Source organism: Ruegeria sp. BG5, from assembly GCF_056538425.1.
In genome coordinates, this window is the sequence record NZ_JBQFTC010000004.1 from 14,640 (window position 1) to 40,374 (window position 25,735).

Consider the following 25,735-nt stretch of genomic DNA (forward strand, 5'->3'; position numbering starts at 1 on the left):
GCCGTTCAATATCTCAAACTGCGTGAAGTTCAGATGACAGAAGAAATGATCCTTGCCAATGCCACGCTTGTGTTGCCCGAAGAGACCGTGACCGGCAGCGTTCGGATCGTCGGTGGCACCATTGCGGAGATGGACACAGGCACCTCGGTTCCGACGGGGGCGATCGATTGCGGCGGCGACTATGTCTGCCCCGGATTGGTGGAGTTGCACACGGACAATCTGGAACGCCATATCCAGCCGCGCCCCCGAGTGGACTGGCCGCATGCCGCCGCGATCCTTGCCCACGATGCCGAGTTGGCCAGCACCGGGATCACCACTGTCTTCGATGCCATGCGCGTGGGCTCGATCCCGTCTGGGGCCGCGCGATACGGGAAATACGCCCGTGGCCTGTCGCAGGAGCTTTGGGACCTGCGGGAACAGGATGCGCTGAAGATCAGCCATTTCCTGCATCTGCGGGCCGAGGTGTGCTCGGAAACGCTGGTCGAAGAACTGAATGAGTTCGGCCCCGAGGACCGGGTTGGGCTGGTGTCGATCATGGACCATACGCCGGGCCAGCGGCAGTTTCGCGATCTGTCAAAGTTCGAGGCCTATGTGAAGGGCAAATACGCGATGGACGACGATACGTTTTTGCAGCACGTGGCGCAGTTGAAGGGCCTGCGCGACCAACACGGTGACACACACGAGGTCGAAACCGTGAAGGCCGCGCAACGGTTCGGGGCGGTGATCGCCAGCCATGATGACACGACCGAAGATCAGGTGAAGGTTTCTGCAGGCCACGGCATTTGTCTGGCCGAATTCCCGACAACGGTCGAGGCCGCGCGCGCCTGTCATGACCACAACATCAAGGTGATGATGGGGGCGCCGAACATCATACGTGGCGGCTCTCATTCCGGGAATGTGGCGGCCGAGGAACTGGCCCGGCTGGGTCATCTGGACATCATGTCGTCGGATTATGTGCCGTCGGCCCTGTTGCTGTCGGCAGTGCGTCTGGGTGAGATGTGGGGCGACATGGCACGCGGTCTCATGACCGTCACTCTGGCCCCGGCGCAAGCCGCAGGGTTGCACGACCGGGGAGAGCTGCGCAGCGGCGCGCGTGCCGACCTGATCCGGTTTCAGATGCGGGGCGATGTTCCGGCCTTGAAGGCGGTCTGGTCGCGTGGGCAGCGCGTGGCCTGATCAGGCAAGGTAAAACAAGTACCGGTCCGGTGCGATGGTTTCGGGCCCTTTGATCTGATCGAAGCCCACCAATGGCTGGCCCGAGATCAGCAACCCTCCGGGCTGCATCACCTGCGCGATCAACGGGCTGAGGCGGGCAGCTTCGGCCACGTCCTCTTCCTTGATCCCACGTCCGAAATCATAATGCGCCATGGCCATCTTGTGGCCTTCACGGGCCAGCCTTTCCAGCATCGGCTCGGCCTCGCCTTGCAGGAAATCCTGTTCGGGCGGGGTGCTGTCGGGGTGGCATTGCAACACCCGGTCCATCACCCAGATGCGCCGGTTGGGCAGGATCTCTCGCAGGTGGTCATAGGTGCGCCCGTTGCCCAGGCCCATGTCCAGCACATCGCCGTCCTTATCCGCGATCCGGGATGCGGCCCAGTTCAGCCCGTCGCGCTGGGCAGTCAGGCGACGCAGCATGGAATCCAATCGGCTCATCAGGGGAACTCCGTTCTTCAGGTCTTGGGGGCGGTCCACGCCTGTGCGGGGCCGTCCAGTAGTTTCGTCAGCAGGGCCTCGGTGAAGGCCCAGATGTTCGGGTCGTGGACAAGGTGGTGGGTCAGCACTCCGAACGGTTCAGCATTCTCTGCCCGTCCATTGCGGCGATCCTTGAGAAAGTCCACGACCTGCAAGATCAAAACATCCGGAGCAACCAGCCCGCGTGTTCCACGCCAGTCAATGGGATCGAGATGGGTGTTGATCTGCTCCAGCCCCGGGGCGGCCATCGCGGCCTTGCGCGGCGTTGCCGTGGACAGGATGCGAAAGCCCAGCGCGGGCAGTTGCGCGACGGCTTCATCGCCGATCCTGTTCCAAGGTGGGACAAACATCGGTCGCAGCCGATCACCGAACATCTCTGTCATACGGGTAAGCCCCGCTTTTGCATCGGCGATAACCGCATCCAGTGGTCGATGCGCCCTAAACTCGGACTTCTTTTCACCTTCGGGTGCGTGATTCTGATGCGCCCATCCATGGACAACGGGGATCAAAACCGGATGCTGGTCGACATATCCCGCAAGTTTTGCATCCGCATCACGGGGGATCACAGCCAGATGGACAGGCAAGCCCAACCGCTCGGAGAGTTCGGTTAGCCTGTCCAATTGCGGTGTAAGCGTCGTCGCATCATCGTCCCGCCACCACAGGGGCAGGGACAGGTCGCCCTCGCGCCACAGGGCCAGTTCGGCGTCCAATGGGCTCCAGTCGGGGTTCATGGCCGTTGCTCCCACAAGTGTTTGGCGATCTCGACGCTGCGCTGTGCGCCGTCAAACCCTGCGCGTTCGGGCTTTCGCCGCCCGTCGGAAATCACGCGTTCAACCCGCTGGGCCAACACAGACCCGGTCAGGTCCTGACTGTGCAGCAGCTCGATCGCGGGCAAACCCGACAGACTCTGACCGCGCAGCCCCTGTTCGACTTCCTTGCCGTCGTCAAAGGGCACAAACACCGCAGGCGTTCCGCATTGCAGGATATCCAAAGCGGTGTTGTAGCCGCACATGCTGACTGAGGCCGCGGCATGGGGCAGCATCTGCCTGAAATCCGGGCGCACGGGTTCCAGTGTCACCGGTGCCCCATCAACGTACCCGGACAACTCGGCAATGCGGTCCTTTGCGTCCCGCCCGCCCACCAACAGGCGCCAGCGCCTGTTGGACATCTTTCGGGCGGCCTCGATGGCCGCGCGAAAGATCGGCTGGCCGACAGATCCGCCGCCTGCGCTGACCAAAACTTCGTCCCGTCCCACGGCGTCTGGATGCAGGCTTGGTGCCTCTGGTGCGACAAACCCCGTATAATGCAGCCGTTCGGCAAGGCGTTCCGACACCGGCCAACTGACCGAAAGCGGGGTGATGTTTTCATCAGAATGCACCAGCACACCATCATAATAACGCTGCACGATGTCATCGGCGCGTTCGGCCTTCGCGGGTTTCGAGGGCGGCGCCAGAATGTCGCGGATCGAACAAAGAATGATGGGCCGCGATTCCAGTGCGTGTGCGGCTTCCAGCCCCGCTTCGAACTCGGCGGCCAGCACACGGCGGCCAAAGGGGAAAAGCTCGGTGATCAGAACCTGGGGCTGAAAGCTGTGTATCGCCTGAACCAAAGCGGTGCTCCGCGCAGTCAGATACCCTGCATCGGCGACCACGCCGGTCTCTGTCAGAAGGCGCGTGAAATTCGTCCCGTCTGATCGCAGTGGCGGCAGGCCAAACAGGGTCATGCCGTCCGTGTTCAATTGCTGCGCGGTCATGCCGCCCGACACAACCAGCACCTGCTGCCCATCATCCACAAAGGCGCGGCCCAATGTCAGCGCGCGGCTCAGATGGCCCGTGCCCAGCAGATGGGTGACGACGATCATCACTCTCATTGCGTGGCTCCGCGAGGGATCAGGCGCACAGGGTCAGGTTCGGCGGTCAGGTCAGGCATCTCAACGACATAAAGCCGATTGCGTTTGATCTTGAAAGGCGCGGGGCCTTCAAAATTCCAACCCCAGGCGCGGGCGAGGATCACCCGCATGATGCCGATATGGCAGATCGCGACCGTGTCCCGCTGCAACCCAGACAGCCATGGTTGCAAGCGACGCCAGACCTCGGCGGGGCTTTCGCCATTGGGCGGGCGATAGTCCCAGCCCCAGTCTTCGATATGGCGATAGCCGCTTTTGGGGTCTCTAATCAGATCGACGCCGCGCAGCCCCTCCCAATCGCCCCAGTTCATCTCGGTCAGGGCCGCAGATGTCTGCGGAGTGCGACCCGATACCAACTGCGCCGTCTCGTGGGCGCGGGCCAATGGGCTGGACCAGATGTCAGCCTGCTGCCATCCGGGTGGAAGATCATAGCCCGCCAATTCAGCCCGCGCGTCATCATCAAGGGGAATATCGCTGCGCCCTTGTATCTGCCCGGCGCGGTTCCAGCTTGTGTGTCCGTGTCGCAAGAGGGCCAGTCTGGTCATGCCGATGCCTCCACCAACGGGCGCACCGTTGACCAGAATACTTCGGTCGCACGCGGCATCAGGTGATGCGCCGCCACATGCGCCCGTGCGTCGGCACCAAGGGTTCGGCGTCTGGCGGGGTCATCCAGCAGCGCCTGAAGATGCATGGCAAATCCGAGTACCCCGGCATCCACGGATGGGTAATCCGACGGACAGAGAACGTCCCGAACCCCCGGCCGATCCTGCGCCACTACGGGCAGACCGGCTGCCTGTGCTTCGAGGTAGACCATCCCATAGGCCTCATTCACGCCGGGCCAGACGAACAGGCTGGCGGTTTGGTAGGCAGCTTGCAGAGCGTCCCGATCCAGTTGACCCAAGAAGGTGATGCGATCCGCAAAGGGTGCCATCAGGGCCTCGACCTCGGGGCGGGCGGGGCCGTCCCCTGCGATGTTGAGGTGCCAGTCGCCAGTTAGATGCGCCAAGGCTTTGGCGAGAATGGTGTAGGAGGCCAGCTTGTCCCCGTGGCGCATCATCCCGACGCTCAGCATCGGGCCGTCTGCGGTGCCGCTTGGCGGCAGGTCGGAGATCGGCAAAAAGGGTGGCAACTCAACCAAAGCCTGATTGTTGCAGCGGTCGCGCTGCAGGGTGATCAGGTCATTTGCCGTGTGATAGAAAATCACCTGCGCCGCATCGCAGGCCGCGTGCGCCGCCCGGGCGAAGCCCGACCAGGGGCCGGTCAGGCGGCTGGAGGCGCGGGTGCTTTCCAACTGAACATAAGGAATACCGCGCGCCTTTGATACCACAGGGCCCACCAGATCGGGGGCTTTGTAGTAGTTGTGATAGGTCACCCAAAGATTGACGTCCGCCGGCATCCGAGCGATTAAGCGCTGCGCCTCGGCCTCTGCCGCCAAACGCAGCGATTGCTGATGTGCCGCGTCTCCGGTTTTGTCATAGATGCGCAGGTCCGAGATCAGATCGACCCGGTCCCCTTGCGCCGAAATGGCCTGCATCAGATTGCGGGCCATTTCCCGGTCGCCCGAAGGTTTTGGGTTGTCGGGCGACTTCATCGGCGCATAGAACGCGACGCGCGCCATCAGGCGGCATCCGTGCACAAAGCGCTCAGCCGGGCCGACAATCGAGCGATGCCGGGGTCCATCCGGAATTCGGCGAGCAGACGATCATAAGCGGCTTGGGCCATCTGGGCAGTTTTCGCTGGCTGCGCCGCCATCTGGGCCATCGCCTCGGCCAAAGCCGCCGGGTCGTCCTGGGACAGAACGCCATGCGTTCCGGTCTCGATAAACTCGGGAATGGCGGAAACGGGCGTCGAAAGGATCGGCAGTTTTTGCGATGCCGCCTCCATCAGGACATTCGGCAACCCGTCCCGGTCGCCGTCCTCGGCAATTCGGCTGGGCAGCATGAACAGATCCGCATCCCGCATCGCAGCAATCACCTCGGGCTGATCACAAGCGCCTTTCCAGGTGATGCGGTGCGCAACGCCTGCCGCCTTTGCTTGATCCTGCAGCGCCTGACCCAGGCCGCCGCCGCCGATATGGGTCCAGTGCCAGTCCAGTGTCTTGGGCAGCAGGGCGAAGGCCGCGATCAGGCGATCAAAGCCCTTTTTCTCGACCAGCCGCCCGACCGAGATCATGTGAAACGGCCCATTCGCATCGCGCAACGCGCGCTCGGGCGGGGATGGAAAGCGGCCAAGGTCCAGTCCGTGGTAAATCAGATCGACCCGATCCGGCGTATCCGCCAAGCCGCGCAGGTGTTGCGCCCCGATGGCGGTGCAGGTGGCCCCGAAGGTTGCGCCATGTGTCGCCGCCTGCAACTTTTCGCGTTTCTCCCAATCCGGCGAGGTCCAGATATCCTTGGCGTGGGCAGAAAAGCTCCATGGAACGCCGCGCATGATGGCCGCATAGCGCGCGACCGAGGATGGCGTGTGCATGAAATGCGCGTAAAGCGCCCGTGTGTCGCCGGGCAGTTCCGCAGCCAGAACGCAAGCCTGCCCAAAGCGGCGGATGCGGTTGTGGGTGGGATCACGACGCAGGTCCTGCCGCCATACCCGGTATGATTCTGCATAGCCCGGAAGACCCTGGGCAATCGCGCGTGCGGACCAGACCCGCTGGGGTTCCTGATACAGGTATTCGGGCAGGTAGTGCACGCGACCGGTAAAGCGGTCATGCAGCGGATGGCGTTTGGTGTCCGTCGGGTGGCGGAGTGACCAGATGTCAAACGCGTGGCCCGCGTCCTGAAGGGCGACCAGTTCCTGCGCGATGAACGTCTCGGACAGGCGCGGCCAGCCTTTGACCAGCACCGCCAGCTTCGGCGTATTTGCACTCATCCGGTGGCCCGTTCCTGTTCGCCGGTCAGCAGGGTTTCGATCCGGTCGGTCACGTAATCCAGACCGTCAAGCAGGCCAGCCTGGATCGTCTCGGACGGCAACGGCTGTTGCGGCAGTGCACGAATGGCCTGAATCATCGCATCAGGCGTCAGGCCGTCGCGGGTTTCGTCCAGCATTCGGACAAGACCCAACCCCTCGGCCTGCGAGGCGCGGATCCACTGTTCCAGACGCGGTGTGGTACGCGGAACGATGACGGCGCGTTTATCGAAGGACAGAACCTCGCAAAAGGTGTTGTAGCCCCCCATGCAGACCACACCGGCAGCACCGGCAAACAGGGTTTCGATCTGGGATTCGAAGCCCACAGCCGTCACCCGGCCATTCAGTGCGGCCACGCGGGCTTCAAAATCGTCGCGCAGTTCGCCGGACAGGAATGGCCCATAGACCAGAACGGCGCGGGGCGACAGATTGGGGTCTTGTTCGTAAGCGGACAGAACCAGATTGACCATGGCCTTGCCATCGCCGCCCCCACCGGGGGTGATCAGGATATAGGGCTGTTCAGGCGGTTCACCGACAGGGCCAAGGTCGCGCCGCAGATAGCCGGTCCAATGAATGCGGGACTGTGTTGCGGGGTTCAGAGGCAACCCAGCGGTCGGGTCGTAGATCGAGCGCAGGCCATAAACCCAGATCTCGTCATAAAACCGCTCGGTCGCGGTAACGGCGTCTTTCCGGTCCCATTCGGCGGCCAGCACCTCGGGCTCGTCCAGCACATCGCGCAGACCAAGGACCAGCTTGGTGCCGCACTTGTTTTCCAGATACTCCAGCGTCGGCAACAATTCGCCGCGAAACCCGGTGGGTTCCTTATCGACGATCAGCATGTCCGGATCGAATTGCTGCACGGCTGTCTGGATCAGACCCGCGCGCAGCTCGGTCACTTCATCGATTCCCATGCCGATAGTGCGCGCGGCATAAGATCCGTCGGCGCGCTTGGTCACGCCGGGCAGGCGCACATGGTCGACGCGGCGGGGAAAAGTGAACCGCCCGGCCACGGGCGAGCCGGTCAGGATCAGCGCCGATGCGGTTGGGTCTGCCTGCGTTGCCGCCGCCGCCAATGCGCGCGAGCGTCGCAGATGACCCAAACCAAAGGTATCATGGCTGTAAAACAGGATGCGCGGCGCGCGACCGGATTTGAGAGTGTTTGTGCCGAGGCTCATATTGGTGCCTGTTTTTCTGGTCTTGGTGCAGGATCCGCGCGTTCGCACCAGTTATCTTATATTGTTAAGCCTTGCTTGCCAAAGGCGGAAAGGCCCAATCGCAAATGCGCGAGGCATTGCGAATTGGCAACAGAAGAATGTTGTATCGCGGGCATTTTTCTCCGGGGTTTGGCATTGTTAGCGGAATGGTCGAGAAAACGGCCAGTTGGGCAGCGCCTGGGCGCAATACAGGTCATATTCAATTTTTGCGAAGTTGAAAATACCCGCAGTGACCCATTGCGCCAGGACCACGCCCCGGCACGATATTGAGTTCGATGGCCGTGATGGTTTGAACAGAGCGTAAGGGTTCTGTATTCTGAGCGGCATCTTGAGTTTAGGATGCAAGACCCTATGAAACCTAACTTTCTGGCTGGATTGATCCTGGCGTTGCTGACTGTTCTTCTGGTCTTGCCCGCTGGAGTTTCTGCGCAAACCTCTCTGATCCCCGGTTATCCGACAGGATCAACCGAAGAGACCGAGACAGCCAGCGAAGGCGATCTGGCCGCCGCGATCCGCGCCGCCAGCGAGGCTGGTGCCAGCGTCATCGTGATCGACAGTGCGGGGCAGGTTGTGACCTCGACCTCCGGCGGAGGGGCTGCGTCCGAGGACTCGGCGGAAAACCCAATGGCCGACGGATCGCAACTGATGCGGGCGCAAGAGCGGTTTTCGAAGTTCCGCGAGTCGGTCGCCTCGCGCCTGGAAGCCTTGCCCTATTCGGTATTCGAGGTTCAGTACGTCCTGCGCCAAACCAGCCCCGATGGGCGCATTCAGACCTATGTCGAGGTTCTGGTTTGGAACGTCCTGTTCCTGTTGTTAGGCCGATGGCTGTCGACGGAAATATACGGCAAACGCTTTGCCAAACGCTGGGTCGTGGCCCGAAGCAAAGAAAACCCCCAAGGCTATCGCGAAAAAATGCCGTTCCTTGTGTTCCGCTTCCTGATGGGAATCGGCGGAACCATATTTGCGATGCTGATGGCCCTGATCGTCGGGTATCTGTTTTTTGGCGAGGCCGAGGATATCTCGATCCAATTCACGGTAACGGCCATCTTCACGGCCTTTTTCCTGTCACGCACGGTGTCCGACCTGTGGCGGATGGTGCTGTCGCCGTATCTGAGCCAATATCGCCTGCCGCCCTTTTCCGACCGCAACGCGAAGCGGCTGTATATCTGGGCGTCGGCACTGGCCACCTATGACATCTCGGTCGTTATGTTCTCGACCTGGGTGGCGGATTTCGGGCTGAACTACAATGTCTATGCCATGGTCTATGGTGGCCTGACCATGGTGGGGGCCTTGGGCAATATCCTGATGATCCTGTTCAATGCAGGTGCCATTTCCAATGCGATCCGGGGTGGGCGCGCGCCCGGTCAGGTGTCGTGGATCTTGCGGTTCATCTCATTCGCCTGGGCCCCGGTGCTGATCATTTACATGGTATTCAGCTGGTTCAAGCTGGCAGTGGATCTGGTGCTGGAGAATGAAAACTCGGTCCCGATTGTGGCCAGCAGCTACGCGATCTTCATGTCCGTCGTCGTGGCCTATGGTGCGATGAACTATCTGCTGGAACGCTATTTCAACCGTAACCGCCAGATCGAAGAAAAGAATGCCACGGCGGACGAACCTCTGGAGGGCGAACTCGTTTCGGACACGCCAGAGGCCACGCAACGAAAGCACACGATCCTGACCTACGAAGACCTTGCCCGCCGTGTCGCCGGTATTCTGGCCTTTGTGGTCGGTATGTACGCGCTGGTCGTGATCTGGAACCCCGAGGCCAGTTGGAGCGAGGACCTGCCCGTCGGGCGCGCGTTGGATGTCATGGTGATCCTGTTCATCGGCTACATCCTGTTCAACTTCTTCCGCATCTGGATCGACAGTAAAATCGCCGAAGAATCCGATGACGGGACCGAGGCCGAACTGGGTGATGAAGGTGGCGAAGGCGGTCAAAGTCGGTTGGCGACTCTGTTGCCGCTGTTCCGGGGGGCGATTCTGGCCGTTGTCGTGGTCACGATTGTGCTGATCGTGCTGATGGAACTGGGCATCAATGTCAGCCCGCTGTTCGCCGGTGCTGGTGTGGTTGGTCTGGCCGTTGGGTTCGGCTCGCAAACGCTGGTCCGCGACATATTCTCGGGCGCGTTCTTCCTGTTGGATGATGCGTTCCGCAAGGGGGAGTATATCGACATTGGGGATGTGAAAGGGACGGTCGAAAAGATCTCGGTCCGGTCGTTCCAGTTGCGCCACCATCTGGGCGCGCTGAACACCATTCCCTTTGGTGAGATCAAGGTTCTGACCAACTATTCCCGCGACTGGGTGATCATGAAGCTGCCCCTGCGTGTCACCTATGACACCGATGTGGAAAAGGTGCGCAAACTGATCAAGAAGCTGGGCCAGCAATTGCTGAGCGATCCGGTGATCGGCGAGAACTTTATCCAGCCGCTGAAATCGCAGGGCGTGATCGAGATGCAGGATTCCGCGATGATCATCCGGGTCAAGTTCATGACCAAACCGGGCGATCAGTGGCTGGTGCGCAAGAAGGTGTATCAGGAAATTCGCGAATTGTTTGCCCGCGAAGGTATCCGTTTTGCCCACCGCGAAGTCACTGTGCGGCTGGCAGATGACAAGAACGCCGAAGACCTGACGCCAAAACAGCGCGAGGCGGTAACCGGCGCTGTGCAGGCCGCGATTGACGAGGATTATCTGGACGATATCGGCCCCGGCGGCGACGACCGCTAGGGGTTCTCCCGCCCCTTTGGTCTGCGTCTCTGACGAGACGCCACCCAAAGCGTTGGGCCGGGCCGCGCGTGCCGCGCGGCGGGTGTGTCAGGGGGCCGGCGTCGGCCAGACAGGATCAGATGTGCCCAGTTTGTTGGCGGGACGGGGCCAGCGCAGTTCGGTCCCGCCCACGGTAAGGGGCGATTTCAGCCGGTATCCGGGGCCCCAGCCTGAATTTTCCATGGTTTTGGAATAGTCGCTTTTTGTGACTTCCCCGATTTCGTCCGCTGCGTCGGTCTTGCCCAAAACGGCAAGAAGCTCGGCCGTGCGGGCAAGGGACAGTTGCGCATGCATGACCGAGTTGCTTTGCGCCGCCTCGGCCAGTGCAGACAGGACGGCGGCTGCCATCAGGTATCCGGTTGCATGATCCAATGCCTGAACCGGCAACGGGGTTGGTCTGTCCGCCTGCGCCCAGCCCATGCCGGTATGTGCAATTCCGGCGCTCATCTGCACCAGACTGTCGAACCCGCGCCGCCCGGCCCAGGGGCCTTGCCAGCCATAGGCATCCAACGTGACCTCGACCCGGTTCGGGGCCAGTTCGTCCCGCTTGGATTTGGTCAGGCCCAAGGCGTCCAAAGCACCGGGACGGTAGCCATGGACAAAGACATCCGCCTCGGCCAGCAGAGCCTGCAGTCGCGCCAGCCCATCAGTTGATTTCAGGTCCAGATAAGCGCAGTGCTTGCCCAGAGAAATATCGGGGATCACGCCGGGTTCATCCCAATCCGGTGGATCAATGCGCAACACGTCGGCCCCAAGCCCGGCGAGCGTACGGGTCGAGACCGGACCCGCCAGAACCCGCGTCAGGTCCAGCACGCGCAACCCTGCCAGCGGGCGTTCAGCGGTGGCCTGGGGCCGATCACGCAGCGTGATATGTCTGGGGCTGTGCCATCCGATCAGCGGGTCTCGGGCGACTGCACGACCTTGGGGGTGGTCCTGCCACTCGACCCGGCTGCGCATTGCAGCGGCAACGCCGCCTTCCGCGACGATGGCGTTTTCCAGATCACCAATGGACCACGACCTGAGGGCCTGCGTGACCGCATCCCGGTCGGCCTCGGTGCCCAGGACCTTCAGCGCGGCGGCCCGGTGGTGCGGCAGGTTGGTGTGCAGCCGAATCCAGCCATCTGCGGCGCGGTAATCCCCTGCGATGGCGTCCCACAGGCTGGGCATCTGCCACCCATCGGGCTTGAAGGAATAGCGAAACCAGAGCGAGGCCAGACGTTGGTTGACCTCGATGTCGGGCGCTGTGGGCGTCAGGTTGAGCGCCACCATCAGGCGCGATACCTCCTGACCCACGGCAGCAAGGCTGGCAGTTGCAAGCTCAGAGACCGCGAAGGCGCTGGGCAATGCCCCGGACCCGGTGGTGCGATAGCCGTCAGATGCAGGCAGTGCGGCAAGCAGACTCATTGCTGATAGGGATCAAGGCTGTCGCGCAATCCGTCACCAAGGAAGTTGAAGGCCAGTACGACGACGATGATTGGCAGCATCGGGATGGCGGTCCACGGGTAGATCTCGATCGAGGCCAGGTTCTGCGCGTCATTCAGCATCACGCCCCAACTGACCGCCGGTGCGCGCAGGCCGAGGCCCAGGAAGGATAGTGCCGTTTCCCCAAGGATCATCGCAGGGATCGACAGCGTGGCCGAGGCGATCAGGTGGGACATGAAGTTGGGCAACAGGTGTTTGCGGATCACCCGGCCCGAGCTTGCGCCCATCATCTCGGCCGCGCGGACATATTCCTCTTCCCGCAGCGACAGGAATTTGGCCCGGACGGATCGGGCGAGGCCGGGCCAGTCGAGGATGCCAAGAATGATCGAGATGATGAAGAACACCGCAACCGGGCTCCAGTTCGATGGCACGGCGGCGGACAGGGCCAGCCACAAGGGAAGCTCGGGTAGAGAGCGCAGGACTTCGATGACCCGGTTGATCGTCCAGTCGATGCGCCCGCCGAAATACCCGGCCATGGATCCGAACAGGATGCCAAGGAAAAATGAGACCGAAATGCCGATCAGGCCCACCGTCAAGGACAGTTGCGCGCCGTAAAGGATGCGGCTGAACACATCACGGCCCAGCCGATCCGAACCCCACAGGAACAGGGTAGCGCCGTCCGGGGCGCAGAACAGGTGGGTGTCGGATTTGATCAGGCCGGCCAGCCGGTATTCCGACCCTTCGCAGAAGAAGCGGATCGGGCGCGGGTCTTCGGTATCGGGAACGAATTTCCACTGGAACGTCTCCAGATCCGCCTCGGCCACGATGGGATAGATGAACGGGCCTTTGAATTCCCCTTCGTGGAACCAGTTGATCGATTGAGGCGGAGCATAAAGGTGTTCGCCGTTCCGGTCATTTGGGCCATAGGGTGCGATGAACCCGGCGAAGGGCAACATCAGGTAACACAGCAACAGGAAGATGCCCGAAATCAGGCCCAGCTTGTGGGTTCTGAATTTCCGCCAGACCAGCACCCAGTTTGGCGCGTCCAGATCGGCACGTTCCAGCTGCTGGACCGAGGCTTGCGGGTCGAATGGGGCGTCATCGACAAAGCGATCATCGGGGCGGTCGGTCATGCTTCGCGCCCCTCATACCGAATGCGTGGATCGAGCATCACCAGCAGAATGTCCGAGATCATGGTGCCGATCAGCGTCAGCAAGGCCACGAACATCAGGATGAAGGCCGACAGGAACTGATCCTGTGTCTTGAGCGCCGTCAGCAGGGTCGGGCCGATGGTCTGCAGGCCCAGAACGACCGAGACCAGAACCGAGCCCGACACCATCGAGGGTAGCAGGTTGCCGATATCGGCCACGAAGGGGTTAAAGGCCACGCGCAGGGGGTATTTGGTCAGCATCCGCGACGGGGCCATGCCCTTGGCGATGGCTGTTTCCACATAAGGCTTGCCCAACTCGTCCAGCATATTCGCCCGCAGGCGTTGCATCATGGCCGAGGCTCCGGATGTGCCGATGACGAAGGTTGGAACGATCAGGTGGATCAGGATGGATTTGAGTTTATCCCAACTCATCGGCTGGCCTTCGAATTTAGGGTCCATAAGCCCACCGATGGGCAAGTTGAAATACTGGTGGCCGTAATAAAACAGGATCAGCGCAAGCAGGAAGTTCGGCGTCGCCAGACCCAAATACCCGACAAAGGCCGAGGTATAGTCGATCCATGTCCGCGATCGCGCTGCGGCAATCACGCCAAGGGGCAGGGCGACTGCATAGACAAACAGGATCGCGGCAAGGTTCACGACGACGGTCAGCCACAGCGTATCGCCAACGATCTCGGACACCGGGCGGTCGAATTCAAAGGACCAGCCCCAGTTGCCCTGCAACATGCCCGAAAAGCCGTGCGGACCGGGCCAGAAACCCATCCAGATCAGGTATTGCTCCCACATCGGGCGGTCCAGCGCGTATTCCGTGCGCAGGAACTCGGCCTTGGCCACGCCTGCCGATTGGCCCGAGGCCTGAAGTTCGGCGATCTGATTGCTCAGATAGTCGCCGGGCGGCAGGTTGATGATCACGAAAATCAGGACCGAGACCACCAACAGGGTCAGCAGCATCGTGAAAAAGCGATACACCGCATAGCGCAGCATGACCATTTAGCTGCTCCTGTCAATCGGCGAAGAAGAACTCATCTGGGCGGTGAACGCCGAAATGCGCGCCGGGCTCCCACGCCCACATGGCCTGTTCCGGGACATTGCGCAGACGGTTCGAGACGACGATGGGCTGCGGTGCGCCGTTCAGGATGCCAATGGCATACAGCTGATCGGCGTGGATATTCAGCATTTCGGTCCAGGCGGCCTCACGCTCTTCATCCGTGGTGGCGATCTCCCATTCATGGGCCAGTTCCATCAGGCGCTCGGCCTCGGGCATATCGGGGGCTTCGCCAACCTCGCCACCGGTCTGATAATACTGGCCCCATTTCGGCCAGGCCAAAAAGACCTGATCGGTCGGTGCCAGATAAGACGGCGACGTATGGGCCTGCGGCAACCCGTCATCCCATCCGAACCAGACCGAGGCCATGGTGTTCCCGGCAAAGACACGGTTGCGCAGGATGTCGCGGTCCAGCGGGCGCATCACCAGTTTGACGCCAATCTCGCGCCACGTGTCGGTGACGATTTGCAGGGCGTTCTCCACCTCTTGTCGCTCACCGGCGGTTTCGATCACCAGTTCCATGGGGCGGCCATCGGGCAGCAGGCGGATGCCATTCTTGTCGCGCTGATCCAGCCCGGCCTCGTCCAGCAGGGCATTTGCCTGATCGACATCGAAGTCGGCCCAGGCCTTGGCGTTTTCCTCACTGTAGAAAGGCGAGGCGGGCAGAACCGACATCGCCATCGGCTTTGCCAGTTTGAAGTAAAGCGCCTGATTGATCGTGTTGCGATCAATTGCCAGCGACAGTGCACGGCGTACACGCACGTCGCGCAGCACATTGCGCCAAGCTTCGTCCGAATAGTTCAGGTTGGGATAAATCGCGATCTGCGAGGCCACGCCGGTTTTCCACAGCAATGTCTTGTAATTGCCAACCTCTTCCCCCTTTTTCAGGATCGAGGCATCGCGGAACGCCAGACCACGGCCTTGCAAATCGCTTTCGCCTGCGTTGGTCTTGGCTGCAACCAAGCCGGGGGCAACAATCTCCATCTCGACCACGTCGATATAGGGCAGTTGCACACCGTTCGAGTCGACGCGGTGGTAATAGGGGTTGCGGATAAAGCTGTGCCGGATCTTCTTGCCCGAACTGGCATTCAACCATGGCTGCAGGGTCGGCAACTCACTATTGTCGAATTTATACAGGTTATCCAGTTTGTTATGCAGGGCCGCCCAGCTTTTGACGCGGGCATCTTCGACCTGAAACGCCAGCTCTTCCGGGTCCGCAAATTTCTCATGATATTGCTTCAGGAAAGCGGCTGGCCGGTAGATGAAGGGCGGACGGGCCTGCGCCAGCGATTGCAGGAAATCCGGATTGGGGTCATCCCATTCGAAAATCACGGTCGTTTCATCCGGGAATGAAACAGTGGGTGTTTTGCCTTCGACGATCAGGAAATCCGGGGGGCCGGACGGGCTGAGCAATTCGTTATTGGCAACATCTTCCCACCAATAGCGGAAATCCTCGGACGTGAAGGGCGAGCCGTCCGACCACTTGTGCCCGTCGCGCAGTTTCAGGGTGAACTTGCGGTTGCCTTCGTTTTCGAACGAGGCCAGCAGGTCGGGGACAATCTCGTAATTCTCGTCAAAGCCGACCAGGCGGGCATATCCGTAAACGACCATCTGACGGATATCCTTGGAGCGGGTCACCATGGTGCGCAGGGTCCCGCCGGGCGTTCCGAACTCGCGCCCTTTGGCGGCCAGATCGACGATCAAAGGCTCTTTCGGCAAGCGTTCGGTAACCGGTGGCAAGTCTCCGGCATCAACCTTTGCGGCCCAGTATTCGGCCTCTTGCGGGGTTGGTGTTTCGGCTGTGGCGGCCAAGGTCGAAGAAAAGGCCAGCGATGCGGCAAAAAACAAATGGCGAGTGGTCTTAAACATGACAACGTACCTTATGGCCCGGCTCCAATTCCACAAGTGAAGGTATCACGGTGTCAGAGAAACGAAAGGCTTCATCCCAACTGTCCGGCGCGCCGGCGCCCAACGAAACCATTTTCAGGTCGATCGGGCGGTTGATGTCGGGTTCTGGTTGAGCGGCAATCAACGCCTTGGTGTAGGGGTGGCGCGGATTGTAGAAAAGGGTTTCGGGTGGGGCTTGTTCAACGATCAACCCCCGGCGCATCACGGCGACCTCATCAGCAATGCGCGCCACGACCGCAAGATCGTGAGAGATGAAGAAGTAGGACAGGTTCAGACTGTCCTGCAGGTTCTCAAGCAGTGTCAGGATTTGTTCCTGTACCGACACGTCCAGCGCCGAGGTCGGCTCGTCACACACAATCAGTTGCGGGTCCAGCATCATGGCGCGGGCGATGGACAGGCGCTGGCGTTGACCGCCGGAAAAGGCGTGCGGGTAGCGTTTCAGCATGTCGGCGTTCAGACCAACACGCTGCAACATCTCGGCGGCCTTGTCCCGTTGTTCCGACGTTGAGCCTATCCGGTGAATCTCCAACGGCTCAGTCATCGCATCCTGTATTCGCATGCGGGGGCTGAGCGAGCTATAGGGGTCCTGAAACACCATCTGCGCCTTGCGCTGAAAGGCGGTGCGCTGGGCGCGGCTCATTTTGTGGACGGGGATCGGGTCTTCGGTTGCGGAGGTGCGGAACAGCACCTCTCCGCCCGGATCGGGCAGTTCCGCGCCAAGGGCGATCCGGGCCGCGGTGGTCTTGCCCGAGCCGCTTTCACCTACGATGGCCAGCGTTTTACCGCGCGCAAGTTTCAGATCGACGCCGCGACAGGCATGAATTTCCTTATCTGCCTGCCAGCCCTTGCTGGCCCGCATCGTATAGGTCTTGGAAACCACTTTCATTTGCAGGATCAGGTCTTCGTCAGGCATGGGAATGCCCACGGCATCCTGATCGGGGATTTCGGGCGCCGCATCGAACAACTGCTTGGTATAGGGATGTGCGGGCGCAGTCAGGATGGGCGCGGCGGGACCCGCCTCCATCACGCGGCCCTTGTGCATGACCACGACCTGCTCGGCCATGTTGGCAACCACGCCAAGGTCATGGGTCACAAGGATCAGCGCCATCCCGGTTTCGCGTTGCAATTCCTTGATCAGACCAAGCACCTGCGCCTGTGTTGTCACGTCCAGCGCCGTTGTCGGCTCATCCGCGATCAGCAATTCAGGCTTGGCCACCATCGCCATCGCGATCATCGCGCGCTGACGCATACCGCCGGACAGCTCGAACGGATAGGAATCATAGGCGCGCTGCGGATCGGGGAAACCGACACGTTCGAATTGCGTGATAACCTCTTTGCGGGCCTGAGCCTCGGACGCGCCGCGATGCAGCCACAGCACCTCGCTAACCTGATTGCCGATCTTGTGCAGCGGCGACAGCGAGCGCATGGGCTCCTGAAAAATCATCGAAATCCGATTGCCGCGAATGCCGCGCATCTCACGCTCGCCGATCTTCACAAGATCAGCGGTGCCCTTGGAATCGTTCAGAATGATCGAGCCGCTGCGAATCTGTGCGGTTCGGGGAAGGATGCGCAGCGCTGCCCGGCAGGAAATAGTCTTGCCCGACCCGGACTCGCCCACAAGGGCAAGCGTCTGACCGGCCTCAACGTCGAAATTCACGTCTGTGACCACAGGATCACCCACGCCAAAACCAATGCTGAGGTCTCTGACGGACAACAACGCGCTCATTCGGGTTTTCCACCCCGTTGGCCGTACGGTAGCATCGGCTGTATCAACTCCCCGTGATTTTTTAGTCAGTGTCGCGCGGTTCCGCCCGTCTAGTCAAACCCGTTCTTAGACTGAAATGTCTCGGGAATATGAAAGTTATGTCTTCGCTGCTACACAAACTCTTGAGTTTTTGTCATCTAGTGCACAGCCGCCTGCGTCTATGCTGGTGAGCGGTATCAAGGAGAGATTTCCCCGTGTCCGAGAATCAAAGCCGTCTGGATCTGTTCATCGACCGCATGGTGTCGCAGCGCGCCTGTCTGGATTTTGCGATAGCGCAGACCGCAGGGATGGAGGGGCCGGTATTCGAACTGGGTCTGGGCAATGGCCGGACTTATCATCACATGATCCGGCACATTCAGGACCGCCCAGTTTACGTGTTCGAACGCGCGGTGGCCTCGCACCCGGACAGCACCCCGCCCGAGGATCGGGTCATTCTGGGCGATGTGCGCGAGACGCTGCCCGCCTCGGTCGCGCGTTTCGGCGCGTCTGCCAGCCTGATCCACGCGGATCTTGGCGGGCATAATCGCGAGAAGAACGATGCCTTCGCGCGCCTTGTTTCCCCGCTGATCGAGCCGCTGCTGGCCGAGGGCGGGCTGATGGTGTCGAGTGACCGAATGTATTTCGAAACGCTGACTGAACTGCCTTTGCCCGGCGAGGCCGTCGTAGGGCGCTGTTTCGTCTATCGCCGATGATCCAAGAAGGACCCAGCCGATGATCTTCTATGATTGTTCAACAGCGCCAAACCCCCGCCGGGCCCGCATGTTTATCGCCGAAAAGGGGATCGACATCGAAACGCGCGAGGTCTCGATTGCCAAGGGTGAGCAGCTGGAGGATGCGTTTCTGGCGGTGAACCCGCGCGCGACCCTGCCGGTTCTTGTGACGGACGAGGGCGCGGTCCTGACGGAAAACCTGGGAATCGCGGCCTATCTTGAGGCGAGCTTTCCCGAACCGCCCCTGATGGGGCGTACACCTGACGAAAAAGGCCAGGTGTTAATGTGGCATGCCCTTGTCGAACAACAGGGCGGGGCCCCGATTGCCGATGCGCTGCGCAACACGCATCCGGCCTTCAAGGATCGCGCCATTCCGGGGCCGGTCGATTACGCCCAGATCCCTCAACTGGCGGAACGTGGTGCGGCACGTGTCGGGGCGTTTTTTGACTTGCTTGAGGGCAGATTGGCCGAGAGCCCCTTTGTCGCCGGGGATACCTTCAGCCTCGCCGATATCTCGACCTTCGTTTTCGTCGATTTCGCGCGCGTGATCAAAATGCGGATACCCGAGGGCAATACCGCCACGCAAACGTGGTTTCACACGGTTCAATCCAGGCCCAGCGCCAGTCTTTGAAAGCAGCCAAAACAGGCGGGTGTCTGATTGGGTCGATTACTGTACAGAAATGTCTAGACAGAAGTGAACAGTGCCACTAGCGTCTTTCCAGGTTCTGATTAGGGGAGGTCGGGATGAAATCCCAATACCGTGTCGTGGTCATCGGGGGCGGCGTTGTTGGCGCCTCGGTTCTGTATCATCTGGCCAAATTCGGCTGGTCGGATGTTGTGATGCTGGAACGGCGGCGGCTCGCCTCGGGCTCGTCCTGGCACGCGGCGGGTGGCATCCATGCGCTGAACGCGGATCCGAATATGGCCTCGCTACAGGCCTATACCATCGACCTGCTCAGCGAGATTGAAAAGGAATCGGGCCAGAATATCGGGTTGCACATGACCGGCGGCCTGACGCTGGCTGGCACGCCCGAACGGTGGGAGTGGTTGCAGGCCAATTACCGTATCTTCCAGTCTATCGGGATCGATGACTGCGAGTTGCTGACCCCGCAAGAGGCACAGAAACGCTGCCCGATCATGTCCACCGAAGGCGTTCTGGGCGCAATGTGGGCGGATCGCGAGGGGTATATCGACACCACCGGCACCGTTCAGGCTTATGCGACGGCTGCCAAGAAACGCGGGGCCGAATACTACGAGGAAACCAAGGTCGAAAGCCTGACGCAGACAGCGGATGGTTGGGAAGTGGTGACAGATAAGGGCACGATTACCTGCGAACACGTGGTCAACGCCGCTGGCCTCTGGGCCAAGCAGGTGGGCCGGATGGCCGGGGTCGAACTGCCGGTTTCGCCCCTGAAGCACCACTATCTGATCACCGACACCGTACCCGAGGTGGCGCAGGCAGAGTTTGAGATGCCGATGACCGTGGACCTCGAAGGGTTCACCTATATGCGGCAGGACCAGAAGGGTGTTCTGGTTGGCATTTATGAGGTCGATCACGAACACTGGGCCATGGATGGCGCGCCGTGGAACTATGGCGAGGAACTGTTTCAGGAGCAGCTCGACCGGATCGAGAACGAGTTGACGCTGGGTTTTGAACGCTATCCCTCGATCCAGAACGTGGGCATCAAGACATGGGTAAACGGCGCGTTTACCTTCTCGCCCGACGGTAACCCTCTGGTCGGGCCGGTGCCGAGCAAGCGGGGCTATTGGTCGGCCTGCGCGGTGATGGCCGGGTTCCTTCAGGGTGGCGGCGTTGGCAAGACGCTGGCCGAGTGGATGATCCATGGCGAACCCGAGGCCGACGCATGGCCGATGGACGTGGCCCGTTACGGAGACTTTGCGCAAAACAAACGCTACATCCGCGAGACGACAGGCCAGTTCTATTCCCGCCGTTTTGTGATGACCTATCCGAACGAACAGCTTCCTGCGGGCCGTCCGTTGAAAATGGCCCCGGCCCATGATGCGATGACCGAGGCGGGCTGCAAATGGGGCGTCAGCTGGGACCTTGAGGTGCCGCTGTATTTTGCGCCGAAAGGGTTCGAAGAGACGCCGACGCTGAAACGCTCGAACGCGCATGACATCGTGGCCGAGGAATGCAAGGTGATCCGTGAGGGTGTGGGCCTGATGGATATCTCGGGCTTTTCCCGGTTCGAGGTCACCGGGCCGAATGCAGAGATCTGGCTGGACAAACTCATGGCCTCGAAACTGCCCGCGCCGGGTCGGGCCAAGCTGGCCCCGATGCTGGGCGAGAACGGACGCCTCAAAGGTGATCTGACCGTCCTGAACTGGGGTGATGGCACCTGGTGGATCATGGGCAGCTACTATCTGCGCGCCTGGCACATGCGCTGGTTCGACGATCACATGATCGACGGGGTTGAGGTCCGCGATCTGGGCGAAGAATACTGCGGGTTCGCCGTGGTTGGCCCGAAATCGCAGGCAGTGGTCGAGAAACTGGCGGAACAGGATATCTCGGGCCTGAAATTCATGGGGTGTGGAGATTTCGACATCGGTTTGGTCCGCGCCCGCGTGGCCCGCATGTCGGTGACGGGCGAGAAGGGGTACGAGATCAACTGCCGCTATGGCGATCACATCAAACTGAGGCGCATGTTGCTGGAGGCCGGGGCCGAGGACGGTATTCGCGAGTGCGGTTTCAACGCGATGCTGTCGACTCGGCTTGAGAAAAGCTTTGGCATTTGGTCCGCCGAGTTCACCCAGGCCTATACCCCCGGCATGACCGGTATGGATCGCTGGATCGACTGGGATAAGAACTTTGTCGGCAAAGACGCTGCCTTGGCCGAGCGCGATGGCAACGGCCCGGCGCAGGTGCAGGTGACGCTGGAGGTGGACGCTTTGGATGCCGATGCCAGCGGCTATGAACCCATCTGGTCGGGCGAGGACCGCGTTGGTTTCGTCACCTCGGGCGGCTATGGCCATTACACTGGCAAGTCGCTGGCAATGGGTTTGGTCAACCGCGACAAGGCCGCGCCGGGTACGGAACTGACCGTGCATGTGGTGGGGGTCGAACGACCCGCGCGGGTGATCGCCCCATCGCCGTATGATCCCCAGGGCAAGGCGATGAGGGGCTGAGGATGATCTCGCAAACCCCTGAGCGTGGCAGGCGACGGCGCGGACGTGGGGCCGAGGCCGCGCCCGCACCCAGTCGCGACGTAAATTACCGCCAATTGCGGAACCCGTTCCCGCAAATGGAGGTGTTCCCCGCCGATCAGATCGCCGACATGCACGAAACGGCCTTGCGCACGTTGGAAGAGCTGGGCGTCAAAGTCCTTTTGCCCGAGGCGCGACACCTGTTTGCGGCAGGTGGCGCAAAGGTGGATGAAGACAGCGAAATGGTCTTCATCGGGCGCGATATGGTCGAGGCAGCTGTGGCCTCGGCCCCCAAATCGATCGCGTGCCGCGCCGGGGCACGGCGCAGGGATTTTACTTTGGAACTGGGTTCGCTGGTGTTTCAGCCCGGTGCTGGCGCACCCAACGCCACCGATCTGGAACGCGGGCGACGCCCCGCGACCGGGCAAGACTATCTGGAGTTCCTGAAACTCACCCATCATTTCGACGTGTTCCAGATGATCTCGCCCCAGGTCGAGCCGCAGGACATGCCGACCCATTTACGCCATTACTTCACGACCAAGGCGCAGATGGAGTTGACGGACAAGTTCCCCTTCTTCTTCTCGCGCGGGACGCCGCAGGTGATGGATTGCTTTGAAATGCTCTCTACCGCGCGCGGTCTGACGGATGCGGAGTTCCGGGCCAACCCGCACTGCTACACGATTATCAACACCAACAGTCCACGCACGCTGGACATTCCAATGGCGCAAGGCCTGATCGACTTTGCGCGGCATGGGCAGATGTCGATCATCACCCCGTTCACCCTGATGGGCGCGATGGCCCCGATCACCGTGGCAGGCGCAATCACGCTGTCCCATGCCGAGGCACTGGCGGCGCTGACCCTGACCCAACTGGCGGGTCCCGGAGCGCCGGTTTGTTACGGCACCTTCACCAGCAATGTGGACATGAAATCGGGTGCGCCCGCCTTTGGCACGCCTTCGCACTTCCAAGCCTCGCTTGCGGCAGGGCAACTAGCGCGGCATCTGGGTCTGCCATGGCGGTCGGCGGCAGGGTCGGCATCGAATATCAACGATGTGCAGGCCGCCAATGAAAACCAGTTCGGCCTTTGGGGTTGTCTGATGGCTGGTGCGACGGTGATCATCCACTCTGCCGGGTGGCTTGAGGGCGGGTTGACGGTGTCCTTTGAAAAGATGATCTGCGATGCCGAGGTCCTGAACATGGTCGCGGAGCTTTGTGCCGGGGCGCAGGCCGGGACTGCCGAGATCGGCTTTGACACAGCACTGGCCGAGGTCGAGCCCAGCGGCCACTTCTTCGCCTCAAGTCAAACGATGGAGCGCTACAACACCGAATTCTACCAGCCCCACGTTCACGACTACGCCAATTTTGGCACCTGGACCGAGCGGGGGGGCGTTGATGCCAACCATCGCGCGACCGGTGTCTGGAAGGCAATCCTGAACGATTTCAAGGCCCCTGCTGGCGGCAGCGACCGGCTGGGTGCCTTACATGATTTCATCGCGCGCCGGACCGCCGAGGGCGGCGCACCGCCGGAGAGTTGAATGAACACCAAACCAATTCTGCATCGGGATGATCCACTGGCTGAACCCTTGGTCGGCAACATCAAGGTCACGCGCGACGACTGGCTGAATGTGGCCATGGACGTGCTGATCTCGGACGGTGTGGACCAGATCAAGGTCCTGAACCTGGCCGAGCGCATGGCAGTCTCGCGCTCGTCCTTCTATTGGTATTTCAAATCCCGGCAGGAGCTTCTGGACGCGCTGCTGTCGCGCTGGCAGGCCACCAATACGGCTGCGTTGGTCGCGCAGGCAGAGGCACCGGCCAGGACGATCACGGCAGCGGTCTGTAACGTGCATCGATGTGTGGTGAACACCGACCTGTTCGATACGGCGCTGGACTTTGCGGTGCGCGACTGGGCGCGCAAATCCGGCAAGGTGCGCCGCGCATTGGATCAATCGGATGCCCGACGATTGCAGGCGCTTCACGCCATGTTCGCGCGTTTTGGCTATTCCGAGATCGAATCCGAGACCCGCGCCCGCGTGCTGTATTACATGCAGATCGGATACGATCTGGCGCAGCTGAACGAGCCGATGGAGACGCGGCTGTCGATGGTTTCGCATTACCTGTACGTATTCACGGGTGTCGAGCCGCGCCCAGAAGAAGTGGAAGAATTCAGCGCCTATTCCAAGCGCTATTGGGAAGGAGACACAGAATGAGCCAACCGGATGCAATCATCATAGGGACCGGAGTGATCGGTGCCGCCATCGCGTTTGAGATGGCCAAGGCTGGATGGAAGGCGCTGTCGCTGGATCGCAATGCGCAGGTCGGGCACGGCTCAACCGCAGGGTCTTGTGCAATCATTCGGATGCATTATTCGACCTTCGATGGCACGGCCTTTGCGTGGGAGGGTTATCACTACTGGCGCGATTGGGCCGAATATCTGGGCCTGCCGTCAGATGCCAATCTGGCGCAGTTCCGTGAAACGGGCTGTCTGGTGATGAAAACCGATGCCAATGGCATGCTGGAAAAGCACATGAAGAACAGCGCCGATCTGGATTGCCCGTTCGAGGAATGGTCGCCCGACAAGGTTGTTGAACGCTTGCCGGTCTATTCGCTGGATAGTTTCGCGCCCGCGCGCCGCATGGATGATCCGGAGTTCGGCCAACCCAATGGCCGCAAGTTGCAGGGCGGTGTTTACTGGCCACAAGCGGGGTACGTGACCGACCCGGCGCTGTCGGCACAGAACCTGATGGACGCGGCCAAACAACACGGGGCCGAGGTTCGCACCGGGGCCGAGGTGGTCGAGATCCTGACCGACGGCGGTCGTGTGGCCGGGGTCAAGCTGGCCTCGGGCGAGGAAATCCACGCCAAAGTGGTGGTGAACGTGGCGGGGCCGGGATCGGCCATCATCAACAAACTGGCGAATGTGCTGGACGATATGACCATCGAAACCCGCCCCCTACGGCAAGAGGTGGTGCATGTGCCCGCCCCCGAGGGGTTTGATTTCGAAAACGACGGCACCATCGTCTCGGACAGCGACATCGCGTGTTATTGCCGCCCCGAGCATGGCAATCACATCCTTGTCGGATCAGAAGACCCGGAATGCGACCCGCATCAGTGGTGCGAGGATGACATCCACTACAACCGCGATTTTACCGACCAGTGGACCACGCAGGCCATGCGCTACGCTCAGCGTGTGCCCAGCCTTGGCATTCCGTCCAAGACCCGTGGGGTGGTTGACCTGTATGACGCCTCGACGGATTGGATTCCGATCTATGACAAGTCCAGCCTTCCGGGATTCTACATGGCCTGCGGCACCAGCGGGAACCAGTACAAGAACGCTCCGATCGCCGGGAAGATGATGACCGCCCTGATCGATTATTGCGAGGGCGGAGCGGATCACGACGCCGAACCGCTTCAGTTTGAACTGCCCTACATCAAACGCATGATCGATGTCGGCTTTTATTCGCGCAAACGCCCGATCAACGAGGAAAGCAGTTTTTCGGTTTTGGGGTAGTCGAAAGGCGACCAAACGTTCTGAATGACTGGAGGCCCAAATTCTAGCGGGTCACACCTTGGTCAATATGCTGGTCATTGCCGCGCGACGGAAACACGACGCGGTCCCGGTCAGTGTGCGAAAGTAACCCAGGCCCAGGCCATGGCGATGTAGGTCAGATTGTGCATCAACTGGTCCAGACCTGCCGCGCGCCAGAATGCGGGCTGGTTGGGCTCTAGCCGTTTTTTGTCGGAATAGCTGGCTTTGGCGTAGTCGATATTGAAGTGAATAAACCACTCAAGCGCGCCGATGATCAGGATAAAGGCCAACGGCGTGCCAAAAATCAGAAAGACAATGATCGAGCCAACAACATGCACAGCGGCATGCTGCGCACGGCCCATGTGAAGATATTCACCCCGACCGGACAACATTTTCGGTGTTTGTAAGTAATAGTCAGCGAACATATGTTTGATCTGCAACAAGCAGAGCATGACAAACACTGCGCCAAAACTGGCAGTCAAAAGTTCCCTCCCGAAATCGTCCTTCAGCGGATACTAGGCGTGAATGCGTCAATTGGTAAATGAAC

The 25,735-nt window shown here is 60.8% G+C and carries 21 protein-coding genes; 8 read left to right on the forward strand and 13 right to left on the reverse strand.

What is annotated here, in order from left to right; genetic code table 11:
- Positions 1–33: 33 nt before the first annotated feature.
- The gene (locus ACR0KX_RS13580; RefSeq protein ID WP_480708514.1) at positions 34–1,176 is read left to right on the forward strand and encodes an alpha-D-ribose 1-methylphosphonate 5-triphosphate diphosphatase; all 1,143 of its coding nucleotides are present in this window, start codon (positions 34–36) and stop codon (positions 1,174–1,176) included.
- Here ACR0KX_RS13580 and ACR0KX_RS13585 read toward each other — a convergent pair whose 3' ends face one another.
- The 7 genes from ACR0KX_RS13585 to ACR0KX_RS13615 are packed head-to-tail and all read right to left on the reverse strand — an operon-like array spanning position 1,177 to position 7,674.
- On the reverse strand, positions 1,177–1,653 hold the full coding sequence (locus tag ACR0KX_RS13585) for a class I SAM-dependent methyltransferase (RefSeq protein WP_170623880.1): 477 nt from the start codon (positions 1,651–1,653) through the stop codon (positions 1,177–1,179).
- A 17-nt stretch (positions 1,654–1,670) separates the two neighbouring features.
- The gene (locus tag ACR0KX_RS13590) at positions 1,671–2,423 is read right to left on the reverse strand and encodes a polysaccharide deacetylase family protein (protein WP_170623878.1); all 753 of its coding nucleotides are present in this window, start codon (positions 2,421–2,423) and stop codon (positions 1,671–1,673) included.
- Positions 2,420–3,562 carry a glycosyltransferase gene (locus ACR0KX_RS13595; protein ID WP_170623875.1) on the reverse strand — a complete coding sequence of 381 codons (1,143 nt, stop codon included), beginning with the start codon at positions 3,560–3,562 and terminating at the stop codon, positions 2,420–2,422. Before ACR0KX_RS13595 ends, ACR0KX_RS13590 begins: the two co-directional genes overlap by 4 nt.
- Positions 3,559–4,143 (reverse strand): histidine phosphatase family protein, encoded by a 585-nt coding sequence (locus tag ACR0KX_RS13600; RefSeq protein WP_170623874.1) that lies wholly within the window; start codon positions 4,141–4,143, stop codon positions 3,559–3,561. The genes ACR0KX_RS13595 and ACR0KX_RS13600 overlap by 4 nt, the downstream gene beginning before the upstream one ends.
- Positions 4,140–5,216 carry a glycosyltransferase family 4 protein gene (locus ACR0KX_RS13605; protein WP_170623872.1) on the reverse strand — a complete coding sequence of 359 codons (1,077 nt, stop codon included), beginning with the start codon at positions 5,214–5,216 and terminating at the stop codon, positions 4,140–4,142. The genes ACR0KX_RS13600 and ACR0KX_RS13605 overlap by 4 nt, the downstream gene beginning before the upstream one ends.
- Positions 5,216–6,463: a glycosyltransferase gene (locus ACR0KX_RS13610; protein WP_170623869.1), complete on the reverse strand. Its 1,248-nt coding sequence runs from the start codon at positions 6,461–6,463 to the stop codon at positions 5,216–5,218. The genes ACR0KX_RS13605 and ACR0KX_RS13610 overlap by 1 nt, the downstream gene beginning before the upstream one ends.
- Positions 6,460–7,674, reverse strand: coding sequence for a glycosyltransferase (locus ACR0KX_RS13615; protein WP_170454508.1), 1,215 nt, complete (start codon positions 7,672–7,674; stop codon positions 6,460–6,462). Before ACR0KX_RS13615 ends, ACR0KX_RS13610 begins: the two co-directional genes overlap by 4 nt.
- Positions 7,675–8,064: 390 nt before the next feature.
- Here ACR0KX_RS13615 and ACR0KX_RS13620 point away from each other — a divergent pair, with 390 nt between their 5' ends.
- The gene (locus tag ACR0KX_RS13620) at positions 8,065–10,437 is read left to right on the forward strand and encodes a mechanosensitive ion channel domain-containing protein (RefSeq protein ID WP_170454505.1); all 2,373 of its coding nucleotides are present in this window, start codon (positions 8,065–8,067) and stop codon (positions 10,435–10,437) included.
- Positions 10,438–10,524: 87 nt separating this feature from the next.
- Here the strand turns inward: ACR0KX_RS13620 and ACR0KX_RS13625 are convergent, their stop codons facing one another.
- Genes ACR0KX_RS13625 through ACR0KX_RS13645 form a run of 5 tightly spaced genes read right to left on the reverse strand, consistent with a single transcriptional unit; the run spans position 10,525 to position 17,745 of the window.
- A complete protein-coding gene (locus ACR0KX_RS13625; RefSeq protein ID WP_170623867.1) occupies positions 10,525–11,880 on the reverse strand; it encodes a CoA transferase in 1,356 nt (451 codons plus the stop codon).
- Complete coding sequence (locus tag ACR0KX_RS13630; RefSeq protein ID WP_170454501.1) at positions 11,877–13,031, reverse strand: ABC transporter permease; 1,155 nt, start codon at positions 13,029–13,031, stop codon at positions 11,877–11,879. Before ACR0KX_RS13630 ends, ACR0KX_RS13625 begins: the two co-directional genes overlap by 4 nt.
- The gene (locus ACR0KX_RS13635; protein ID WP_170454498.1) at positions 13,028–14,056 is read right to left on the reverse strand and encodes an ABC transporter permease; all 1,029 of its coding nucleotides are present in this window, start codon (positions 14,054–14,056) and stop codon (positions 13,028–13,030) included. Before ACR0KX_RS13635 ends, ACR0KX_RS13630 begins: the two co-directional genes overlap by 4 nt.
- A 13-nt stretch (positions 14,057–14,069) precedes the next feature.
- Positions 14,070–15,980 (reverse strand): ABC transporter substrate-binding protein, encoded by a 1,911-nt coding sequence (locus tag ACR0KX_RS13640; protein ID WP_480708515.1) that lies wholly within the window; start codon positions 15,978–15,980, stop codon positions 14,070–14,072.
- A complete protein-coding gene (locus ACR0KX_RS13645; protein WP_480708516.1) occupies positions 15,973–17,745 on the reverse strand; it encodes an ABC transporter ATP-binding protein in 1,773 nt (590 codons plus the stop codon). The genes ACR0KX_RS13640 and ACR0KX_RS13645 overlap by 8 nt, the downstream gene beginning before the upstream one ends.
- Before the next feature lie 233 nt (positions 17,746–17,978).
- Here ACR0KX_RS13645 and ACR0KX_RS13650 point away from each other — a divergent pair, with 233 nt between their 5' ends.
- The 6 genes from ACR0KX_RS13650 to ACR0KX_RS13675 all read left to right on the forward strand — a co-directional run bounded on the left by ACR0KX_RS13650 (position 17,979) and on the right by ACR0KX_RS13675 (position 25,170).
- Complete coding sequence (locus ACR0KX_RS13650; RefSeq protein WP_170623863.1) at positions 17,979–18,476, forward strand: class I SAM-dependent methyltransferase; 498 nt, start codon at positions 17,979–17,981, stop codon at positions 18,474–18,476.
- A 19-nt stretch (positions 18,477–18,495) separates the two neighbouring features.
- On the forward strand, positions 18,496–19,125 hold the full coding sequence (locus ACR0KX_RS13655) for a glutathione S-transferase (RefSeq protein ID WP_170623861.1): 630 nt from the start codon (positions 18,496–18,498) through the stop codon (positions 19,123–19,125).
- Between the two features lie 113 nt (positions 19,126–19,238).
- Positions 19,239–21,641, forward strand: a complete 2,403-nt coding sequence (locus ACR0KX_RS13660; RefSeq protein ID WP_170623859.1) for a GcvT family protein — start codon at positions 19,239–19,241, stop codon at positions 21,639–21,641.
- A gap of 2 nt (positions 21,642–21,643) precedes the next feature.
- Complete coding sequence (locus ACR0KX_RS13665; protein WP_170623857.1) at positions 21,644–23,194, forward strand: trimethylamine methyltransferase family protein; 1,551 nt, start codon at positions 21,644–21,646, stop codon at positions 23,192–23,194.
- The gene (locus ACR0KX_RS13670; protein WP_170454484.1) at positions 23,195–23,869 is read left to right on the forward strand and encodes a TetR/AcrR family transcriptional regulator; all 675 of its coding nucleotides are present in this window, start codon (positions 23,195–23,197) and stop codon (positions 23,867–23,869) included.
- Complete coding sequence (locus ACR0KX_RS13675; RefSeq protein WP_170623852.1) at positions 23,866–25,170, forward strand: FAD-dependent oxidoreductase; 1,305 nt, start codon at positions 23,866–23,868, stop codon at positions 25,168–25,170. Before ACR0KX_RS13670 ends, ACR0KX_RS13675 begins: the two co-directional genes overlap by 4 nt.
- A gap of 110 nt (positions 25,171–25,280) precedes the next feature.
- On the opposite strand, the gene ACR0KX_RS13680 is transcribed toward ACR0KX_RS13675, so the two are convergent.
- Entirely contained in the window at positions 25,281–25,640 is a 360-nt protein-coding gene (locus ACR0KX_RS13680) for a DUF3307 domain-containing protein (RefSeq protein ID WP_170454596.1), read from the reverse strand.
- Positions 25,641–25,735: the final 95 nt, after the last annotated feature.

What these genes read in the sequence shown, in the direction of transcription:
- ACR0KX_RS13665 (WP_170623857.1), top strand. Translation starts at nt 21,644, where the DNA reads ATGATCTCGCAAACCCCTGAGCGTGGCAGGCGACGGCGCGGACGTGGG.
- ACR0KX_RS13675 (WP_170623852.1), top strand. Translation starts at nt 23,866, where the DNA reads ATGAGCCAACCGGATGCAATCATCATAGGGACCGGAGTGATCGGTGCC.
- ACR0KX_RS13655 (WP_170623861.1), top strand. Translation starts at nt 18,496, where the DNA reads ATGATCTTCTATGATTGTTCAACAGCGCCAAACCCCCGCCGGGCCCGC.
- ACR0KX_RS13635 (WP_170454498.1), bottom strand. Translation starts at nt 14,056, where the DNA reads ATGGTCATGCTGCGCTATGCGGTGTATCGCTTTTTCACGATGCTGCTG.
- ACR0KX_RS13580 (WP_480708514.1), top strand. Translation starts at nt 34, where the DNA reads ATGACAGAAGAAATGATCCTTGCCAATGCCACGCTTGTGTTGCCCGAA.
- ACR0KX_RS13640 (WP_480708515.1), bottom strand. Translation starts at nt 15,980, where the DNA reads ATGTTTAAGACCACTCGCCATTTGTTTTTTGCCGCATCGCTGGCCTTT.
- ACR0KX_RS13620 (WP_170454505.1), top strand. Translation starts at nt 8,065, where the DNA reads ATGAAACCTAACTTTCTGGCTGGATTGATCCTGGCGTTGCTGACTGTT.
- ACR0KX_RS13595 (WP_170623875.1), bottom strand. Translation starts at nt 3,562, where the DNA reads ATGAGAGTGATGATCGTCGTCACCCATCTGCTGGGCACGGGCCATCTG.
- ACR0KX_RS13670 (WP_170454484.1), top strand. Translation starts at nt 23,195, where the DNA reads ATGAACACCAAACCAATTCTGCATCGGGATGATCCACTGGCTGAACCC.
- ACR0KX_RS13630 (WP_170454501.1), bottom strand. Translation starts at nt 13,031, where the DNA reads ATGACCGACCGCCCCGATGATCGCTTTGTCGATGACGCCCCATTCGAC.
- ACR0KX_RS13605 (WP_170623872.1), bottom strand. Translation starts at nt 5,216, where the DNA reads ATGGCGCGCGTCGCGTTCTATGCGCCGATGAAGTCGCCCGACAACCCA.
- ACR0KX_RS13680 (WP_170454596.1), bottom strand. Translation starts at nt 25,640, where the DNA reads ATGCTCTGCTTGTTGCAGATCAAACATATGTTCGCTGACTATTACTTA.
- ACR0KX_RS13600 (WP_170623874.1), bottom strand. Translation starts at nt 4,143, where the DNA reads ATGACCAGACTGGCCCTCTTGCGACACGGACACACAAGCTGGAACCGC.
- ACR0KX_RS13610 (WP_170623869.1), bottom strand. Translation starts at nt 6,463, where the DNA reads ATGAGTGCAAATACGCCGAAGCTGGCGGTGCTGGTCAAAGGCTGGCCG.
- ACR0KX_RS13660 (WP_170623859.1), top strand. Translation starts at nt 19,239, where the DNA reads ATGAAATCCCAATACCGTGTCGTGGTCATCGGGGGCGGCGTTGTTGGC.
- ACR0KX_RS13585 (WP_170623880.1), bottom strand. Translation starts at nt 1,653, where the DNA reads ATGAGCCGATTGGATTCCATGCTGCGTCGCCTGACTGCCCAGCGCGAC.
- ACR0KX_RS13645 (WP_480708516.1), bottom strand. Translation starts at nt 17,745, where the DNA reads ATGAGCGCGTTGTTGTCCGTCAGAGACCTCAGCATTGGTTTTGGCGTG.
- ACR0KX_RS13625 (WP_170623867.1), bottom strand. Translation starts at nt 11,880, where the DNA reads ATGAGTCTGCTTGCCGCACTGCCTGCATCTGACGGCTATCGCACCACC.
- ACR0KX_RS13590 (WP_170623878.1), bottom strand. Translation starts at nt 2,423, where the DNA reads ATGAACCCCGACTGGAGCCCATTGGACGCCGAACTGGCCCTGTGGCGC.
- ACR0KX_RS13615 (WP_170454508.1), bottom strand. Translation starts at nt 7,674, where the DNA reads ATGAGCCTCGGCACAAACACTCTCAAATCCGGTCGCGCGCCGCGCATC.